At 40.4% G+C, this 16,037-nt stretch carries 19 protein-coding genes and 1 pseudogene; all 20 read right to left on the bottom strand.

What is annotated here, in order from left to right; all coding sequences use genetic code 11:
- On the bottom strand, positions 1–2,034 hold the full coding sequence (gene flhA, locus A6K76_RS15695) for a flagellar biosynthesis protein FlhA (protein WP_066466552.1): 2,034 nt from the start codon (positions 2,032–2,034) through the stop codon (positions 1–3).
- A gap of 83 nt (positions 2,035–2,117) precedes the next feature.
- The gene (flhB, locus tag A6K76_RS15700) at positions 2,118–3,206 is read right to left on the bottom strand and encodes a flagellar biosynthesis protein FlhB (RefSeq protein ID WP_066466553.1); all 1,089 of its coding nucleotides are present in this window, start codon (positions 3,204–3,206) and stop codon (positions 2,118–2,120) included.
- A 1-nt stretch (position 3,207) separates the two neighbouring features.
- Positions 3,208–3,987 (bottom strand): flagellar biosynthetic protein FliR, encoded by a 780-nt coding sequence (gene fliR / locus A6K76_RS15705; protein ID WP_066466554.1) that lies wholly within the window; start codon positions 3,985–3,987, stop codon positions 3,208–3,210.
- A gap of 4 nt (positions 3,988–3,991) precedes the next feature.
- Positions 3,992–4,261 carry a flagellar biosynthesis protein FliQ gene (fliQ, locus tag A6K76_RS15710; protein ID WP_066466555.1) on the bottom strand — a complete coding sequence of 90 codons (270 nt, stop codon included), beginning with the start codon at positions 4,259–4,261 and terminating at the stop codon, positions 3,992–3,994.
- A gap of 14 nt (positions 4,262–4,275) precedes the next feature.
- The gene (gene fliP / locus A6K76_RS15715; protein WP_066466556.1) at positions 4,276–4,941 is read right to left on the bottom strand and encodes a flagellar type III secretion system pore protein FliP; all 666 of its coding nucleotides are present in this window, start codon (positions 4,939–4,941) and stop codon (positions 4,276–4,278) included.
- Entirely contained in the window at positions 4,938–5,570 is a 633-nt protein-coding gene (locus tag A6K76_RS15720) for a flagellar biosynthetic protein FliO (RefSeq protein WP_066466557.1), read from the bottom strand. Before A6K76_RS15720 ends, fliP begins: the two co-directional genes overlap by 4 nt.
- A gap of 46 nt (positions 5,571–5,616) precedes the next feature.
- Positions 5,617–5,979, bottom strand: coding sequence for a response regulator (locus A6K76_RS15725; RefSeq protein WP_066466558.1), 363 nt, complete (start codon positions 5,977–5,979; stop codon positions 5,617–5,619).
- 21 nt (positions 5,980–6,000) lie between these two features.
- On the bottom strand, positions 6,001–7,245 hold the full coding sequence (gene fliY, locus A6K76_RS15730) for a flagellar motor switch phosphatase FliY (protein WP_066466559.1): 1,245 nt from the start codon (positions 7,243–7,245) through the stop codon (positions 6,001–6,003).
- On the bottom strand, positions 7,238–8,233 hold the full coding sequence (fliM, locus tag A6K76_RS15735) for a flagellar motor switch protein FliM (RefSeq protein WP_066466560.1): 996 nt from the start codon (positions 8,231–8,233) through the stop codon (positions 7,238–7,240). The genes fliY and fliM overlap by 8 nt, the downstream gene beginning before the upstream one ends.
- A 36-nt stretch (positions 8,234–8,269) precedes the next feature.
- Positions 8,270–8,707 (bottom strand): flagellar basal body-associated protein FliL, encoded by a 438-nt coding sequence (fliL, locus tag A6K76_RS15740; RefSeq protein ID WP_066466561.1) that lies wholly within the window; start codon positions 8,705–8,707, stop codon positions 8,270–8,272.
- A complete protein-coding gene (locus A6K76_RS15745) occupies positions 8,697–8,918 on the bottom strand; it encodes a flagellar FlbD family protein (RefSeq protein ID WP_066466562.1) in 222 nt (73 codons plus the stop codon). The genes fliL and A6K76_RS15745 overlap by 11 nt, the downstream gene beginning before the upstream one ends.
- Before the next feature lie 74 nt (positions 8,919–8,992).
- Positions 8,993–9,961: a flagellar basal body rod protein FlgG gene (flgG, locus tag A6K76_RS15750; protein ID WP_066466563.1), complete on the bottom strand. Its 969-nt coding sequence runs from the start codon at positions 9,959–9,961 to the stop codon at positions 8,993–8,995.
- 78 nt (positions 9,962–10,039) lie between these two features.
- Positions 10,040–10,417 (bottom strand): TIGR02530 family flagellar biosynthesis protein, encoded by a 378-nt coding sequence (locus A6K76_RS15755; RefSeq protein WP_245672012.1) that lies wholly within the window; start codon positions 10,415–10,417, stop codon positions 10,040–10,042.
- Between the two features lie 23 nt (positions 10,418–10,440).
- Positions 10,441–11,091, bottom strand: a complete 651-nt coding sequence (locus A6K76_RS15760; protein ID WP_066466564.1) for a flagellar hook capping FlgD N-terminal domain-containing protein — start codon at positions 11,089–11,091, stop codon at positions 10,441–10,443.
- Positions 11,088–12,419, bottom strand: coding sequence for a flagellar hook-length control protein FliK (locus tag A6K76_RS15765; protein ID WP_083995495.1), 1,332 nt, complete (start codon positions 12,417–12,419; stop codon positions 11,088–11,090). Before A6K76_RS15765 ends, A6K76_RS15760 begins: the two co-directional genes overlap by 4 nt.
- Positions 12,420–12,429: 10 nt before the next feature.
- Positions 12,430–13,041: a MotE family protein gene (locus A6K76_RS15770; RefSeq protein ID WP_066466565.1), complete on the bottom strand. Its 612-nt coding sequence runs from the start codon at positions 13,039–13,041 to the stop codon at positions 12,430–12,432.
- Positions 13,042–13,045: 4 nt separating this feature from the next.
- A complete protein-coding gene (gene fliJ, locus A6K76_RS15775) occupies positions 13,046–13,492 on the bottom strand; it encodes a flagellar export protein FliJ (protein WP_066466566.1) in 447 nt (148 codons plus the stop codon).
- A gap of 7 nt (positions 13,493–13,499) precedes the next feature.
- The gene (gene fliI / locus A6K76_RS15780; RefSeq protein WP_066466567.1) at positions 13,500–14,816 is read right to left on the bottom strand and encodes a flagellar protein export ATPase FliI; all 1,317 of its coding nucleotides are present in this window, start codon (positions 14,814–14,816) and stop codon (positions 13,500–13,502) included.
- Positions 14,817–14,821: 5 nt separating this feature from the next.
- On the bottom strand, positions 14,822–15,622 hold the full coding sequence (locus A6K76_RS15785; RefSeq protein WP_211271780.1) for a FliH/SctL family protein: 801 nt from the start codon (positions 15,620–15,622) through the stop codon (positions 14,822–14,824).
- Positions 15,606–15,995, bottom strand: a pseudogene (locus A6K76_RS15790) (FliG C-terminal domain-containing protein); the annotation flags it as partial. The pseudogene A6K76_RS15790 and the gene A6K76_RS15785, both read right to left, overlap by 17 nt.
- Positions 15,996–16,037 lie beyond the last annotated feature (42 nt).

The following is a 16,037-nucleotide window of genomic DNA, read 5'->3' on the forward strand; positions in this document are numbered from 1 at the left end:
TCATTCTACATTCACCATCCCGACACTTTGAATTTCAATAGCTGCATCTAGTTCATTATATGATAGGACAGGAATTTGTGGGAAGTAACGTTCTGTTAATTGTCGTAAATACATACGTACACCTGGTGAGCATAGTAAAATCGACGACTGCTCCATGAACGATACGCGCTCTACTTCTTTTGCTATTGCTTCTAAAATGTTTTGCGAATCTTGTGGGTCCATCGCTAAATAGTTACCATGCTCGGTTTGCTGAATGCTATCTGCTAACATTTTTTCAATTCTACCAGAAATCGTAATAACCTTCAGCGTCGATTGACCGTTCGTATGCTGCGCCGTAATTTGACGCGCTAATGCTTGACGTACATACTCCGTTAAAATGTCTGTATCGCTCGTAAGCTTCGAGTAATCTGCCATTGTCTCGAAAATGACTGGCAAATTACGCACTGATACATTTTCTTGTAGTAAGCGACCAAGTACTTTTTGAATTTCACCAATCGATAATGGGGAAGGTGTTAATTCTTCCACTAAAATGCTATGCGTTTCGCGTAAATGATCAACGAGCTGCTTCGTTTCTTGACGACCGAGTAGCTCTGAAGCGTTTGCACGAATTATTTCAGTTAAATGTGTCGACACAACGCTCGGTGGATCAACAACTGTATAACCATACATTTCAGCATCTTCTTTTACTTGCTCCGTAATCCATTTCGCTGGTAAGCCAAATGATGGTTCAATCGTATCAATCCCTTCGATTGAATCATCATCACCTGGACTCATCGCTAAATAATGATCTAATAATAACTCGCCACGCGCCAGCTCATTCCCTTTAATTTTAATGCGGTATTCGTTTGGCTGAAGCTGAATGTTATCGCGAATACGCACAACTGGAATGACAATACCTAGCTCTAATGCTAATTGACGACGAATCATTACGACACGGTCAAGTAAATCCCCGCCTTGTGCTGTATCAACAAGTGGAATTAAACCGTAACCAAACTCGAATTCAATTGGGTCAACACTTAATAAGTTCACTACATTTTCTGGACTCTTCATCGTATCAGTCGCCACTTCTTCTTCAATTTCTTGAATTTCTTCAATCGATTCCTTTTTGTTGCGGTCAATCATAAACGCTGTAATCGCAAGTGTCGCTGCTATTGGTAACGTAATCCAGTCTGGCAATGGCGTCACTAAACCTAATAACGCAATTGACGCAGCTGCAACGTATAATAATTTCGATTGTGAAAATAACTGCTTCGTAATATCCGCACCTAAATTTCCTTCAGATGCTGCACGTGTTACGACAATTCCGGTTGCTGTTGAGATTAGTAATGCTGGAATTTGCGATACTAATCCATCCCCGACTGTTAGCTTCGAGAATTGTGTAGCTGCTTCTCCAAATTCAAGCCCGAGTTGCAGCATCCCGATAACCATACCGACAATTAAGTTAATAAAAACCATAATAATGGACGCAATTGCATCCCCTTTTACGAACTTTGTCGCACCATCCATTGCACCGTAAAAGTCTGCCTCGCCTGATACTTTTGCACGGCGTTCACGCGCTTGAACTTCCGAAATCATACCGGCATTTAAATCGGCATCGATACTCATTTGCTTCCCGGGCATCGCATCTAATGTAAATCGCGCTGCAACTTCTGCAACACGCTCAGAACCTTTTGTAATAACAAGGAACTGAATAATAACAAGTAATGCGAAAATAACAAGACCGACAACGATATTACCACCTGTTACGAAATTACCGAACGTATCAACAACATCACCTGCGTCACCTTCTGTTAAGATGGCACGTGTTGTTGAAATACTTAACCCTAAACGGAATAACGTTAATAATAAAATGACGGATGGGAAAATTGCGAAGTCAAGAGCTTCTTTCATATTCATCGCTGTTAATAATACGATCAAACTTAACGTAATGTTAATGATAATTAAAAAACTTAACAGCCAATTTGGAAGAGGGATAATAAGCATGGCTACGATTAAAATAACCGCACCTAAGACGCCCAAATCACTAAATTTCATACATGCCCCTCCTGATTACATACTGTGAACTGCTCCTACTTTTTATAGCAGTCGCTTTTTCGTTCATTTTTTTAGCGAACAATTTAAATTTTTCGCTTAATACGGTACACATACGCTAAAATTTCTGCGACCGTTTTGAAGAACTCCTCTGGTACCGCATCACCAATTTCAACTTGATCGTACATAGCACGTGCGAGCGGTCGGTTTTCTACCATGACAACATCGTGCTGCTTTGCGATGAGCTTAATTTTTTGTGCGACAAAATCTGTCCCTTTCGCCACGACACGAGGTGCTTCCATTGTATCACCATCATATTTTAATGCGATGGCATAGTGTGTCGGGTTCGTAATAACAACATCCGCATTCGGTACTTCTTGCATCATACGTCGCATCGCCATTTCACGCTGCTTTTGCTTAATTTTCCCTTTTACTTGCGGGTCACCCTCTACATTTTTATGCTCATCTTTAATATCTTGCTTTGACATTTTTAAGTTTTTCTCATAATCGTATCGCTGGTAAAAATAATCGATAACGGAAATAAATAATAATACAAGCGCGGAAACGATTCCCATAATGCCGGTTAACATTGCAATCATCGACATCGTATCTTGTGGATCCATAAAGGCAAGCTTTAATACGTCCTCTAAATACATCCAGATTACGACGACCGTCGCTGTACCAATAAGGGCAATTTTTAAAAGAGATTTCACCAAATCGACGAGTGCACGTACGGAAAAAATCTTTTTAATCCCTTTAATCGGATCCATTTTTTTTAAGTCAGGCTTTAATGGATGACCGGTAAATAAAAATCCGAATTGTACTAAGTTCGCCGCAACACCAGCAAACACACCTATTGCCATTATTGGTACAACGATGATTGCCATTTCAACTAAAAACGTTGTATATAGTTTCATCGTCGACTCAATGGACAAATCTTCTGTTAATACATACGTCTCCATTGCCTCACGTATAATATTTAACACGCGCTCCTGCATCATAGGCGCAATAAAAAATAATCCAATAAACATCATGAGTAACAAAATAGCCGCTGTTACGTCCTGACTTTTTAATACTTGACCTTTTTTACGAGAATCTTGACGTTTTTTCGGCGTCGCTTTTTCAGTTTTTTCCCCTGCAAAAAATTGCAAGTCTAAACGCAGTAATAACTCCATACTACAACCCACCTAAAATCGTCATAAAATCTCGCATACCATAAATCGCCACCTCAATCAGATGACGCATTACATTTACCATCACACCCATGACAATAATTAAGAAAATAAAGCCCGCTACAATTTTAATTGGGAAACCAACAACAAAAATGTTCATTTGCGGAACCGTTTTCCCGATAATACCAAGCGCTAATGTCACTAAAAATAACGCGGCTACAACGGGTGCTGACATTTGAAATGCAATCGCAAACAGCGTCGTCATCATTTGCATGACGAACACCGCAAAGTTTTCATCACCTGTATTCAACGCTAGCTGATCGAGCGCAATATATTCATAGCTATAATAAATGCCATCAAGCAATAAATGATGCCCATTAATTGATAGCAATACAAGCAACGTTAACACGTTAAATAGTTGCCCCATAATCGGACTTTGCGCACCAGTTTGCGGGTCAATAATATTTGCGATCGCAAAACCCATTTGGAAGTCAATTAATCCACCGGCAATTTGTACCGCAGAGATAATCAAATATGCGACGAGTCCAATGCTCAAACCAACGACAACTTCTTTCAGCACATATAAAAGATATGTACCATCAAACGCGATCGTCACATCCGACGAAAGGCTATAATACATCGTCCATGCAAGAACGATTGGTACAGCAATTTTAGCTTGTGACGGAATCGTTCGATAAGAAAAGAATGGCACTGTCGCAAAAAATGCAGTCAATCGAGCAACTATTAATAAAAATATCGTAATCTTCGGTACTAGTTCTTCCATTTACTCACCCTATGTAACGCGTTAAATTATTGAACACATCGTAAAAATAACTTGTCGTTTGTGACAGCATCCATGGCCCAAAAAAGACCATGCCTACTAATACAGCAACAATTTTCGGTACGAATGCTAGCGTTTGTTCTTGGATTGATGTTGTCGCTTGGAAAATACTTACTGCTAAACCGACTGCTAATGCAATGAGCATAAGAGGACCCGCAACAATTAAGATCATCCACACTGCTTGTTCTGCAATTGTTACAACCATTTCTTGAGACATTGTTGTTACTCCTCCTAGAAGCTCACGAGTAGCGATTTCATAATTAAATACCAGCCATCAACTAACACAAATAATAAAATTTTAAATGGTAGTGAAATCATAACAGGTGGTAACATCATCATACCCATTGCCATTAATGTACCGGCTACGATCATATCAATTACGATGAATGGTATGAATACCATAAAACCCATTTGGAATGCTGTTTTCAATTCACTAATAACGAAAGCAGGCACAAGCATCGTCAGCGGTATATCCTCTACTGATTCTGGTGTTTCTGCTTGATTATATTCTAAAAACAATTCTAAATCTTGCTGACGAGTATGTCCTGCCATAAACTCCTTAAACGGAATTGCAGCACGCTCATACGCCTCCTCAATACCAATCTCCTCCGCAAACAACGGCTGTAACGCCTCTTTATTCACTTCGGTAAACACTGGTGTCATAATAAAGAACGTTAAAAATAACGCCAATCCAATAATTACTTGGTTAGGCGGCATTTGTCCTGTCGCTAATGACGTTCTGACAAATGACAATACGATGACAATACGCAAAAACGATGTCATTAAAATTAAAAGACTTGGCGCTAACGATAAAACTGTTAACAACAATAATAGCTTTACTGAGGTAGAGACGTTTGCCGGATCACTTTCGGCGAACATACCGATAAACTCATTCATTTGTTGTGATCCTCCTCCTCATTACGCCATGCCTCAAGATCTTTTGCTCGATCCTTCTTAATTTCTTCTAATCGTTTATTGAGCACTGAGCCGAACTCTTCTGTCGGAGCAGCCTCCTTTTTATTCATCCAGTTACGCATCACTTTCACCACATACGGTGTTGTATCGCCAAACAATTGCTGTGACTCATGAATCGCTTGCAACTCGGCAACCTCATCTTCGTCCGTCACTTCACGCAGTAATTGTACGTTATCCCCAACACCAATTAACATCATTTTGTTACCTACTTTTACGAGCTGAATCGACTTTTGTTGTCCAACCGATACACCGCCCAAATTTTGCATTAATGCATTTTGCTGTACTTGCTGTGTTTGTTTCTTTAAAAACCTCAACACAAGGAACAATAAAACGATGACAACACTAAAAGCGAGCATCATTTTAATGTAATCCCATGCATTAAAACCAACAGCTGCCGACGGAGATTCCATTTCGGCAGCTGAAGGTGTAGTATCTGGGCATGCAACGTCTGGATTTTGTTCACATTCGTTCGTCGCGTTAATGGCATCACTTACTGAAGCTTGACTATGTATAGGTGCTCCGAAAGCAATAATCATTAAAACAGCTAACAATGCTATCGCTCTAACTCGCTTCAAAATCATTCGTGCATGCATAGGATCAACCTAAAGCTTTTTGAATGGCTTCAATTACGCGGTCAGCTTGGAAAGGCTTTACGATAAAATCTTTTGCTCCTGCTTGAATCGCATCGATTACCATCGCTTGTTGGCCCATTGCAGAACACATAATAATTGTTGCGCCTGGGTTTGCTGCTTTAATTTCTTTTAATGCGGCAATGCCGTCTTTTTCTGGCATTGTGATATCCATTGTTACTAAATCTGGCTTTAATTCATTGTACTTTTCAACCGCTTGAATACCATCGGCTGCTTCACCTACAACTTCATAACCATTTTTCGTTAAGATGTCTTTAATCATCATACGCATGAATGCCGCGTCATCAACGATTAGAATTCGATTACCCATAATTAATTCCTCCAATTTAAACTATCGTAAATTATTTAAGCGATCTGTTGGACTTGCGATGTCTGTAATACGCACGCCAAAGTTTTCATCAATAACAACGACTTCACCTTTTGCAATTAAGCGACTGTTCACTAAAATGTCTACTGGCTCACCGGCAAGTTTATCTAGCTCAATAATAGAGCCTCCTGTAAGCTCTAAAATTTCTTTTACTGAACGCTTCGTACGACCTAGCTCAACTGTCACTTGTAACGGGATATCGAGTAACATATTTAAGTTTTGTGATTCTCCAGCAGAAAGCTGCGGCGCATTAAAGCTCGTAAATTGTGCCTGCTGTACATTTACCGGTTGCTGTTGATACATCGGCTGCTGTTGCATCGGTTGTTGATACATCGGCTGTTGATACATCGGTTGCTGTTGCATCGGTTGTTGGTACATCGGCTGCTGTTGCATCATCATCGGGTCTTGCATTGGTGGTTGCTGATACATCGGTTGTTCTTGAACTGGTGGCGCTTGTTGGACAACTGGCTCTGGCTGTGCTGTTTGTACTTCAACCGCACTTTCAATTCCATCAGGTTCCCCCATTAATGATTTTACGACTTTTTTACTAAAGTTCAAAGGTAAAAGTTGCATTAAGTTAGAATCAATTAATTCGCCGATGCGTAAACGGAATGAAATTTTCACTAATAAATCTTCCGCAGGGATATTATCGCGACCTTCATTTTGTGAAATATTCATTAAATCAATTGTCGGCGGAGAAATGTCAACCTTCTGATTGAACATTGTAGACATTGATGTTGCCGCCGATCCCATCATTTGATTCATCGCTTCTTGAACTGCTGACAATTGGATTTCCGTTAAGTCCGCACTTGGGCTTAAACCATCGCCACCAAGCATTAAGTCTGCAATAATCGCAGCATCTGATTGCTTAATAACGAGTAAGTTCATCCCAGATAACCCTGTCGTATATTCCACTTGAACAGCTACGTACGGATGCGGGAACTCTTCCTCTAAGCGATTACGATTGATCATCGCTAAGCTTGGTGTTGTAATATCTACTTTTTGACCTAGTAGTGCAGATAATGCTGTTGCTGAGCTACCGAATGAAATATTCCCTACCTCACCTAATGCATCTTGCTCCATTACTGTTAAAAAGTCATTAATATGCAAATCATCTTTATCTGACGATTCATCTGCTAGTGGTTTATCCACAGTTTCCCCTCGTAATAGGGCTTCAATTTCTTCTTGTGAAAGCATATCATCACTCATGTTCGTCAGCTCCTTTCAATGGATCTAAAATTTGAACAGCCATTTTACTGCCGGACTTACCAGGCTGCGCTGTAAATTTCGGTAACGTCCCCACTTTAACAATAAGAGGATCGTCTATTTTTTGGTTCAATTGTAGCACATCACCAACTTGCATCGTTAAAAAGTCTTGAATCGAAATATCTGTTTGACCAAGCTCTGTAATGACTGGTAATGATGCTTGTTTTACACGAAGTTCTAATGCACGCTGCTGTTCTGGTGACATTTGCTTCGTATTTGATTGCATCCAGTAACGCACCGATAAGTTCGGTACAATCGGCTCTAATACAACGTGTGGAATACAAATATTAATCATACCACTTGTTTCGCCGATTACGGTATTAAGTGAAATAACAATAACCGTTTCGTTCGGTGAAATCATTTGTAAAAACTGTGGATTTACTTCTAATTCAACTAAAATAGGGTCGATTTCAGCGACATTTTCCCACGCTTCACGTAAGTTATCAAACGCACGTTCAAATAAGTTTGTCATAATTTTCGTTTCAATTTCAGTTAAATTGTCGACGTTACTATGACTTTCTCCGCCACCGCCCATTAAACGATCTAGCATTGAATAAGCAATGTTCGGGTTGATTTCCATTAAAATGTTCCCATCTAATGGTGGCACTTCAAACACGTTAATTAGTGTCATATTTGGAATCGAGCGGACAAATTCTTCAAATGGAATTTGGTCTACTGATACAACGGTAATTTGCACATAATTTCGCAGTTGTGCAGAGAAAAACGTTGTCAATAGTCGCGCAAAGTTTTCATGTATTCGGGTCAAACTTCGGATTTGGTCTTTTGAGAAACGCAGTGCACGTTTAAAGTCATACACTTTTACTTTTTTCGTTTCCTCATCCTTTTTGACATCCTCTGCCGTCATCTCTCCAGTTGAAATCGCTGAGAGCAGCGCATCAATTTCGGATTGCGACAATACATCTCCTGCCATTTGCCCACCTCCTTGTTTCTCATGTATAAGCTATTTTTATGGAATCATGTACGACGTAATATACACTTTTTGAACTTCGCCTGTTTGCATTAGTTCATTTAACTGTACTTTAATCGTATTTTGGAAATCAATCTTCCCTGTTTTACCTTCTAAATCTTCTGCTGCCATTTCAGATAATGTTTGAATGACGATGTTTTTCGTTTGGAATTCGCGCATTAATAATTCTGCTGCTGCTTCTTCACTGTTTGTTTGAATTTTTAACGATAAACGAATGAAGTTTCCGTCCATTAAATTCGTTGTTAATTCTGGTACGTCTACAGAAGCTAACGTAATTTCCTCAATTGATGGTTCTGTAACTTTTGCTGTTTCATTGTCGTTACCTCCTAGCTTCGTAATAACAACAAAGCCAACAACACCTAATAATAAAACAGTCACTAGTACGACGATTACAATCGTCATCATCTTATTCTTCATCTTCTTCACCTCGTAAATGCGGATTCGACAACACTTGTACTTGTAAGTAAAACTGCGCGATTTTACGCTGTACTTCGTCTATTGGCTCTAACACGACATATTTCGATTTGTTCGTTAACATAATCGTCGTATCCGGGTTCGAATCAATCGTTTCTATGTATAATGCATTGAGCAGAAACGGCTTACCATTTAATCTCGTTAATTCGACCATAATATGAGGATCGACATTACTGAAGTAACGCCGATCCGTCCCTCCTCTACGCCGTAATTTACAATGCGTTTATATTATCGTTTTAAGTTAACAAGCTCTTGTAAAATCTCATCTGATGTTGTAATAATACGTGACGTCGCTTGGAAACCACGTTGTGCAACGATCATTTCTGTGAACTCTTCTGATAAGTCAACGTTTGACATCTCAAGTGTTGAAGATTGGATTGCACCGATACCAGCTACAGTACCAACTTGTGCGTACGGGTTACCAGAGTTCGCTGTTGGACGATAGTAGTTCGCACCAGTTTTCTCCAAACCACCAGTGTTCGCAAATTTCGTTAAAATAATTTGACCAGCATATTTTAACTCACCGTTTAAGTCCGTATACGATACTGTACCGTCTTGCCCGATGCTCATGTTTTGCGCTGAAATTGGTACACGAATGGCACCTAATTCACCTTCTCCTGGTGTTAACACGCCGTCTTCAAAAAGGTTTGCCCCTTCTTCACCAGCAACGTTTGGCTTCTCATCAAGGATGATACCTTCTTCATCTGCAAGGTCCGCGTACTCATCTGCGCGTACACCGACTAAATATTTACCTTCTGCGTTAACTAAATAGCCGTTTTCGTCCATGTAGTAGTTACCAGCACGCGTATATAAAATATTTGCAAATGCTTCTTCACCCGTTACTTCGATAATTCCTTCATCAGAAGGCGCTTCTGTTGAATCGGCTACCATGAAGAAACCGTCACCAGAAATGGCAAGGTCTAGCGTACGACCTGTCGTTTGTAATGAACCTGTACCGTGTACTGTGTCGATCGCTGCAATTTGTGCCCCTAAACCTACTTGCATTGGGTTAACCCCACCACGTGTAATTGTCGGACCTGCTGCAGCACCGTTCGTTTGTGAAATTAAATCTTTAAAAACAACACGACCTTTTTTGAAGCCATGTGTATTAACATTGGCAATATTGTTACCAATAACATCTAATTTTGTTTGGAAATTTTTTAACCCTGAAATACCTGAATACATCGCACGTAACATAAAATTTTTCCCCTTCCATTTTTAAAAGTCAGCTACATCAAGCGGTCAGTAGCTATAGGCATCCAAATTGGTCCTGCCCTACAGTACAATCGTACCATCAATATTTGTAAAGATTTGTTCTTTCGCTTCCATGCGATTCATTGCTGTAATTACTGTACGATTTTTCGCATTAATAATTAAAGCGGCTTGATCCATCAATACAAGTGGCTGTTTTACACCTTTTTGCTGCGCCATATCCACCTTATTCGTAATATGCTGCCATTGCTCTGCAGAAATGGAAATTTGACGTTCATTCAGCCGTTCATTTGCATGCTTGCTAATCTTCAGCTGCTTTGTTCCTTCGATCGCTTGCTGCAAATGCTCATTAAAGGAATGTGACGTCTTGTTTACGCTTTGCTTATACGTAGTCGGGTGATTCGCGTGCAATGGAACAGTGTAAATGTTCATATGTTGCAATGTTTTCACCTCATTCGCATAAGTTATTCACTAACAGACGTTAACTTCGAACTATCAATTTGCGTACCATCTGCTAATGTGTATAATAATTTACCTTCTTTTGTGCTAACAGCTGTTACTTTTGATGTTTGCGTTAATTCATCAAGTAAATATGATACGGTTTTACCGATTAATGTGCTTGCTTGTACGAGCGAATTGCTTTCTGTAGCTTGTCCTGCAAGCGCTAAACCTGCGATGTTGCCTGGCGTAATTTCTTTCTCGTTATCTAGCGTAAATACTGGCACACCGTCAACGTATTTAATCCCTGTAATTGTGTTGCTACCTGACTCTGTTAAAAAGTCACCTGCTTCATTTTTTTCCTCAGTTAGCGCTGTCCAACTCACTGTACGCCCTAAAAACCCTGCATATTCAATTAGCTGTGACTGACCTTGCATATCAACTAATTTTTCGATACCTGCTGACATATTTTGCATTTGCTCAAGTGTCGTAAACTGCGCCATTTGTGCAATGAACTCGGAGTTGTCTGTAGGTGCTGTCGGATCTTGATGCTGAAGTTGTGCAATCATTAATTGTAAGAAAGCATCTTTACCTAAATTACCATTACCTGTTTCTTTTACTTTTTTCGGTGCATTCGCTAAATAAAGATCTGACCCGATATTTGGTGTTGTCGTCATAATTCTCCCTCTTTCACTTGTTCTAAAAAGTCTTCAAAGGATGGCTGCTCGTCAACTTGTTCATCATCTACCTCTTCTTGCTCTTGCTCACGTTGGAAGAAGTTATTAAATAAATGCTGGTCTGAGCTATTCATATTGCGTGTTGCATCTTGTAATGATTGTGTAATCTCGATGCGATCTAACTGAATGTTTTGTGCTGCTAAACCTTGCTTTAACTGCTGTAGCTGAGATTCAAGCATTTCCTTGCCAACAGTTGTCGATGCCATGAGACGTGCTGTTAACATGCCGTCTTTATGCATTAGCTCTAAACGCACTGTACCAAGGTTTTCTGGATATAATTTAATTGCAAGCTTAATTGTCCCTTGCTGGTTTGCAATTTGCTGACGTTGAATAATTGCTTGCATTTCTTTTGCTAAAGCTTCTGATTGAGCAGATTGATTCGTAGGTGGCAGCGTGATCGTTACTGTTTGTACTTTTGGTGCTTGCTGCTGCGTCGTTACGTTAATTGGCTGTTCCCCTTCAGTCGTTACCGCCGCTTGCTGTGGTGCTTTCACTTGCTGCTGTGTCGTCATATCAACAATTTTTTGTTGGAATACGACAACTTGTTGGAAAGGTAATGACTTCGGTGCTTGTTGTTTTGGGGCATCGTCCATTAGCTGCTCTACTTCAGCGTGCAACTGCTTCATCGCATCTTGTAATGTCGTAAGCTGTTGCTGCTGCTTCGGTGTTACGTCTGTTTTCGGTGCAAGTGTTTCCACTACTTTTAAAAACTGAACGATTTTTTCAACTTCTTTCGGTACAAGCTTCGTTTCGCCTTGTAGCGCCGCTGTTAATTGCGCAATTAACTCTGGGCCTTGCTCTTCAACAAGCGTTAATAAATCCCATACAGAGTCCAGCTGTACTTCTTCTTCTAATAAGCTTGCTAGCATTTTTTCTAGCTCCGCAACATCGATATTAAGTAATGCTGCAATATCTTCTAAGTTCATTAATTCATCAATTGGTACAAGTTCACCATCTGGACCGATCGGCACAAGCAATGTATTTTCATCGATTGGTAAATCAATTGCTTCACTTACTTCTTCAATCGTCGTTGCTGAAACAACTTCCTCTACACGTTCTACAACCTCAGTCGCTTCTGTTGCTTCTGTCGTTTCTGTAGGTGCTTTTGCTGCTGGTTGCTCATTTGATGCAGATGTTAAATAATCATCGAACTTTCGATCTGATGTTGCTGTTGTTGACGATGAAGATTGTGTTGTAGCAGGCTTTGCTGCCGCAGCGTCCACCGTTTTTACAGTCGGTTGTATCATATTTGTAAATGCGATTGTCATACGTAACCTCCTACTCTGTCATTAAAGCTGTATAATGTGCAACCTTATCTGGATCCATTTTTTCAAATAACTCTGCCACAGTATCTGTTTTTAAATTACTTAAAATACGTAACGCTTCCGCATCTGACATTTCAGCAATTGCTGCTGCAGACTTTTTAGAAGACATCGTTTCATATGTTTTCACGATTTCATCAAATTCAATTGATGACGTTTCATTTTCACGCTGTAAACGCTCCAATTCAAACGCGAGCTTTTCCTGCTCAATTAACATTTGCTCTTTTTCCGTGTTCACTGTCGCAATTTGTGCTTGTAAATCTGCAATTTGCGATTCTTTTTCCATACTCTCTGACTGTAGCTCAAGTACTTTTCCGCCAGACACATCTGAAGCAGTGCCGCCAGTTGGATTGCCTTCTGTTTCATCAGATGAAATAAATGGTAATGACGAAGCGGTCTCACGTGCTTTCTCAAAAACATTAACATCACTAATTTCCGCTACAACGAGCACGACCGCTAATAAAAACATTAGAGGAATTAAAAACCAGTAAAATAATTTTTGAAAAATACCTGGTGACTTGCCTGCTTCAAGCTCTTCTATTTCTACATTATTCTTTTTCTTTGCCATTCAATCACCTGATTTCCTTCTTGTTAAACGTAAGCGTTGACAGTTCATCTAAAAAGATTGCTTCTAATCGATGCTGCTCTTGCTGAAACTGCTCGAAGTCACGTTCTTTCATTTTTTCATACTTACGCACTTCCAAGTTTTTTTCGAGTAAACGTTCCTCATACCATTGCATTTTGGCACGAGCTTGTGTAACTTTTTGTTGCACTGTATCAACCATTTTTTCCAGGCTATCTAAAAAACGCGCATTTTGATGAATTTCATCAATCGTTGAGCCCGTTTTCAGACGCTCTGTTTGATAAGCAATTAATGATTCTTTTTTACGTAATAATTCATACAGTGATGTTGCTACTTCTTCAAAAGCTTGTACGGATTCTTTATACGCCTGCTCAGTTTCATTTTTCTCTTGCTCACGGACTGTTAAAATTTGTTCGAAACGATATGCATAGTTCATCGATACATCATCCCATTGATAGCTGAATTATTTCTTGCATTGTTTGCTCTAACGACACATGGTCTTTAAAGCCTTGTTTTAAAAAGTTCGTAATAAGCGGCTCGTATTGAATGGCCTCGTCGATATCTTTTGAGGTACCTCGTTTATATGCCCCAATATTAATTAAATCTTCGGACTTCGCATACAAATAATACAGTTCGCGTAAACGCTCTGCTGCTTGTCGATGCTCTGGCTCCGCAATATGGTTCATTAAACGACTAACGCTTTTTAACACGTTAATTGCCGGATATTGTCCTTTGTTCGCTAAATTTCGATCAAGCACGATATGACCGTCTAAAATACCTCGTACTGTATCAGCAATTGGCTCATTCATATCGTCACCATCTACTAGTACGGTATAAAACGCAGTAATTGAGCCGTGCTCATTCGTACCTGTGCGCTCTAATAAACGCGGTAAAATCGCAAATACAGATGGTGTATATCCTCGTGTTGCAGGCGGCTCACCTGTTGCTAAACCTATTTCACGCTGCGCCATTGCGACACGCGTTACAGAGTCCATCATAAGCATAACGTCCATTCCTTTATCACGGAAATGCTCCGCGATTGCCGTTGCAGTAAATGCTGCTTTAATTCGCATAAGTGCTGGTTGGTCTGACGTTGCACAAACAATGATAGAGCGGCTCAATCCTTCTGGACCTAAATCGCGCTCCACGAACTCTAACACTTCACGCCCACGCTCTCCTACAAGTGCGATAACGTTTAAATCTGCTTTCGTATTACGGGCGATCATGCCGAGCAATGTACTTTTACCAACACCAGAACCGGCGAAAATACCGATCCTTTGCCCTTTCCCAACCGTTAACATGCCATCAATCGCTTTTACTCCTACTTCTAGGCGCTCATTAATTGGTGGTCGTGAAAGCGGGTTTGGGGGGTCATTTTCTGTCGGAATTGTAACGAGTCCTTTAGGTAACTCATGTCCATCAAAGCGGTTACCCATCGCATCAAGCACTTGCCCAATTAGCTCTGGTCCTACTTTCACTTCAAGTGTGGCACCTGTACCTTCGACTAAACAGCCTGTTGAAATTTCCTGCAGCGCTGTATATGGCATTAATACGACAACTTCATCCTTAAAGCCAACAACTTCTGCCAAAATAATTTGATGTCCGTGCCGAGCTGACTGCACATGAATTTTACACACGTCGCCAATCGAGCTTTCTGGTCCTTGTGATTCAACCATTAATCCAACAACGCGTGAAACACGTCCGTACTTTTTTAATGTCGGCACATTTTCAATATGTTCAAGCAAATCAGCAGCTTTCATTGTCATCATTCCTTACTGTGCAGTAGTTCATTTAACGCTTTACGGAGTTCTTGTAGCTGTACGTCAATGCTCACGACGATGCGTCCATGATTCGTTTCGATGTAGCTTTCAGTTGCGGCTAAATCTTCATTAACAAATATTAAAAACGGCACATCTGGCGGGAACATCGTCATTAAATCGCTTCGATTGTTCGACACTAGCTCATAATATTCCGGTGCTACATAAATTTTAATTGATTTCATTTCACGCGCTTCTTTTAACGCTTTTTCAATGATTTTCAAAAAGGCGGCGTCATCACGCTGTAATACAGTGCTTACAATTTGCTCTGCTGACTTTAACGCAAGCTCCAAAATTAACGCTTCCTGCTCCTCAATATATTGAAGTGCATTTTGCTCTGCTTGCGTAATCGTCGCATTTGCTGTTGCAAGCGCCTCGGCTAAATCAGCCTGTGCTTTTAGCGTGCCTTCTTCATAGCCTTGCTGAAAACCGCTGTCATACGCTTCTTGCTGTATGCCAGGTAAGCTTTCCTCAAATGCTTGCTGTGCTTCTGCTAGCTGCTGTTGCTGTTTTTCCACATGCTCTGTAAACTTCGCGCGCTCTGCTTCAATATTCGCATTCGCCTCGCGTAACAGCTTGTCGCGCTCTGCTAGCACTTCCTCTAATGTTGGGACGTGCGACGTTTCAATTACTTCAAGAGATTCACCAAATGTCTCAGCTTGAAACATCGGGCGAATCGTAATTTCTTTCTTTTCTTCTTGTTGCTGATTGTAATGAATAGAACGGATAATTCTAGACAATGATGTCATCTCCTCCGCCACGAGCAATGATAATTTCGCCTGAATCCTCTAGTCGGCGCGTAACGGCTACAATACGCATTTGCGCATCTTCTACGTCACGTAGTCGAACAGGTCCCATAACTTCCATCTCTTCTCGGAATGTTTCAGCCATACGCTGAGACATATTGCGGAATAAAATATCTTTTACTTCTTCACTTGAAATTTTCATTGCAAGCAATAAGTCTTCGTTTTCACATTCACGCACAATACGCTGAATTGCACGCGCATCGAGTGTAACGATATCTTCGAATACGAACATGCGCTTTTTAATTTCTTCAGCAAGCTCTGGATCGCGAATTTCGAGTGCATCGAGAATTGTTTTTTCTGTTTGACGGTCTACACCCATAGCCATCAAGTTTACCCATTCGATTCATTTCTTCAAAAT

Source organism: Caryophanon latum (assembly GCF_001700325.1).
GTDB lineage: Bacteria > Bacillota > Bacilli > Bacillales_A > Planococcaceae > Caryophanon > Caryophanon latum.